At 43.3% G+C, this 2,839-nt stretch carries 2 protein-coding genes; both read left to right on the forward strand.

Annotated elements, in window-relative coordinates; genetic code table 11:
* Positions 1 to 150 precede the first annotated feature (150 nt).
* Positions 151 to 1,158, forward strand: a complete 1,008-nt coding sequence (locus ACYQ4S_RS11485; protein WP_459771253.1) for a diacylglycerol kinase — start codon at positions 151 to 153, stop codon at positions 1,156 to 1,158.
* A gap of 90 nt (positions 1,159 to 1,248) precedes the next feature.
* Positions 1,249 to 2,634, forward strand: a complete 1,386-nt coding sequence (gene rlmD / locus ACYQ4S_RS11490; protein ID WP_459771255.1) for a 23S rRNA (uracil(1939)-C(5))-methyltransferase RlmD — start codon at positions 1,249 to 1,251, stop codon at positions 2,632 to 2,634.
* Positions 2,635 to 2,839 lie beyond the last annotated feature (205 nt).

Raw genomic sequence — 2,839 nt, forward strand, 5'->3', positions numbered from 1 at the left:
AAAAGTCAAGTAATAAGCATAAAAATGTGAAAAAATTTAAAAAAAGAAAATAAGTGGAGGGAAAACTCAAAAGAGAAAACCCTAAATCCACTTATATAGAGCATCTATAGTTTCCTAGGTGTCTCAGATAGAGTAAAGGAGGGGATGTACATGAGACGTCGAGCCAGGATCATTTATAATCCCACATCCGGGAGAGAAACATTAAAACGAGCACTTCCGGAGATTTTGAATGTATATGAAAAATGCGGGTACGAAACGAGTGCGTTCTGTACCACCCCGACTCCTCTAAGTGCTCAAAATGAAGCGGACCGATGTACGAAAGATGGTTTCGATCTCATTATTGCTGCTGGTGGAGACGGGACGATCAATGAAGTCATCAATGGGATTGCTCCTCATGAATCACGCCCGAAACTTGCGGTCATTCCTGCAGGGACGACGAACGACTTCGCCAGAGCACTCAACATTCCGCGTAACGACTTTGTCAGAGCAGCTGAGTTAATCAACACCCATCAGTTTGTCAAAATGGATATCGGTAAAGTTATTACCGCTTCACAGGAACGTTATTTCATGAATATCGGTGCAGCGGGATCGCTGACCGAAGTGACCTATGATGTACCGGCAAACATGAAGTCCATTTTCGGTTCCCTTGCTTACTTTGTAAAAGGAGCTGAACTGCTTCCACGTATAGGTAAAGTGCCGGTGAGCATTTCTTATGATGGCGGTGTTTATGAAGGGACAGCTTCCATGCTTTTTGTCGCCTTGACCAACTCAGTAGGCGGATTTGAGAAAATCGCTCCTGACAAGAAACTGGGCGATGGCAAATTTACGCTGATCATTGTTAAAACGACGAACATTGCTGAAATTCTGAGACTACTTACCTTAGTCATTAATGACGGCAGGCACGTCAATCACCCGAAAATCATCTATACAAAGACATCTTCAGTAAAAGCCGAGTCATTGGTCGATAAACCACTGATGATCAATATCGATGGCGAGTACGGTGGTGATGCACCGGCAGAATTTGTCATGTATCAGCAGCATATGGAACTGGTAGCTGACCTTTCTGGAATGCATCTGACTGTCGACAGCAGGGATGCCGTGACCATCGAAAAAGAAAGTGAATTTCTTGAAGGTGTTTCTCAATTGGATGAAGAATAAGCACACAAAGCGCACAGATTATTTTTCTGTGCGCTTTCGTTGTGTGACATGTATACTGAAGATAAGTAATGAATCATAAGGAGACGAGTAATGTCAAAAGATAAGAACAAGACAGCGACGCCTGTCAGGAAAAACGAGACTTTAGAAGCAGAAATCATCGATCTGACTCATGAGGGAATGGGTGTCGCAAAGATAGAATACTATCCGATATTCATCGAAGGTGCTCTAGTTGGAGAAACCGTAGAATTCAAAGTAATCAAAACGAAAAAGACTTTCGGATTTGGTAAGCTGCTCAAAGTGATTGAAAAAAGTCCGGACCGCGTAGAGATTGAAGATAAAGTCTATGCACAGACCGGTACCATGCCTCTTCAGCATTTGTCATATCCAGCACAGCTGAACTTTAAAAAAGAACAGGTCGAAAAAGTCCTGAGTAAAATAGGCAATCTGGGTGATATCGCTGTCGAAGAAGTCATTGGAATGGACGACCCCTTTGGGTACAGAAATAAGGCACAGGTGCCCGTCAGAAAAATATATGGTCGTCTGACTACAGGATTTTTCCGTAAGAACAGTCATGACGTCATTCCGATAGAGGACTTCAAGATCCAGGATCCGAAAATCGATCAGGCCATCCTTACCGTGCGTGACATCATGCGCAAGTTCCATGTCAAACCGTACAATGAAAAGGCGCACACCGGCTGGCTGCGTCATATCATTGTCAGAAGAGGTTACTTCAGCGGTGAACTAATGGTTGTACTGGTAACCAATACACATGATTTCCATAGAGAAGAAGAAATCGTCTCTGCACTGACGAGAGCTCTACCGGAAATGGTCAGCCTGATCCAGAATATCAATACAGAAAAGACCAACGTCATACTTGGCAAGGAGTCTCGAGTGTTATTCGGTCAGGACAGCTACAAAGACGATCTGCTGGGCTTCACCTTTACGATCTCACACCAGTCCTTCTATCAGGTTAACCCAGTCCAGACAGAAAAACTGTACCAGACTGCCGTAGACTTTGTCGGACTTAGTGGAAATGAAACCGTGATCGATGCCTACTGTGGGATTGGGACACTCACCTTAGCTTTGTCTAGACAGGCTAAACATGTATACGGCATGGAAATAGTAGAGCCTGCAATAGAGAACGCCAAACTGAACGCCGAAACGAACGGTGTAGCCAATGTCTCATTCGAAGTCGGACCAGCTGAAAACATCATTACAGAATGGGCAAAGGCAGATAAGTGCGCAGATGTCATCGTCGTCGATCCGCCTAGAAAAGGCCTGGCACCTGAATTCATTGATGCCGTACTGACCATGAAACCGGAAAAAATGGTCTATGTCAGCTGCAACCCTGGGACACTGGCCAGAGATCTGAAGATCTTATCTGAGGGTGGCTACACAGTCGAAAAAGTTCAGCCCGTAGATATGTTTCCTCAGACATATCACATCGAGAGTGTAACGCTATTGACTAGAAAATAGTGAATCCTGAATTATTCATACCTCTAAATGTGGATAACTATTTCTATTAAACTCACTGCTTTTTTAGACATTTTTAAGTATTAACTGTCTATCATGCCACTTTATATCCTTCTCGATTAGATTGAAAACAAAAAGATGGAAAAAAGAGTATAAAGACCCCTTGGTCTTACAATCGTCAAAAAATTAATATGATCTTCTGGAGTAG

The organism is Alkalibacterium sp. s-m-28 (genome assembly GCF_054658175.1).